General features: G+C 41.8%; 1 protein-coding gene. It reads left to right on the top strand.

Annotated features, from left to right (window positions below; translation table 11 throughout):
* Positions 1-137 precede the first annotated feature (137 nt).
* Positions 138-522: DNA-3-methyladenine glycosylase I (locus GCE9029_RS25550; protein ID WP_062668001.1), on the top strand; the 385-nt coding region annotated here is incomplete at its 3' end.

The following is a 522-nucleotide window of genomic DNA, read 5'->3' as shown; positions in this document are numbered from 1 at the left end:
CTTAAAGCTCATGTTTTATCCTGTAGTCTGTGTCCATTGATGCCACGTAATCATTTTTCTTTACGAATTTTCATAACAGGGTATGCTGATTCAAAAAGCAAGACAGTGCCAAGAAAACACGATAAGAGGTCAAGTCAATGGAAGAAATACGCTGTAGTTGGCGTTTAAGTTCACCAGTATACATAGAGTACCACGACACTGAATGGGGAAAGCCCATTTATGTCGACCCAACCTTATTTGAATGCATTGGACTGGAAAGTGCCCAAACAGGTCTAAGCTGGATAACGATTTTACGAAAACGTGAAGGTTACCGAACCGCCTTCCATCAGTTTGATCAAGAAAAAGTGGCCAAAATGACCATAGACGATGTAGAGAGACTGGTGCAAGAACCTAGTATCGTCCGCCATAGAGGAAAAATCGAAGCAACGATTGCTAATGCACAATCCTTTTTAGCCATCGTCGAAGAGTTTGGCTCTTTTAGTGACTATTATTGGGCCTTTAGCGATCACCAAGTAATCGACG

It is taken from the genome of Grimontia celer, from assembly GCF_900055185.1.
GTDB lineage: Bacteria > Pseudomonadota > Gammaproteobacteria > Enterobacterales > Vibrionaceae > Enterovibrio > Enterovibrio celer.
Note: the sequence above shows the minus strand (reverse complement) of the source record. Positions and strands in the feature narration are given on the sequence as shown.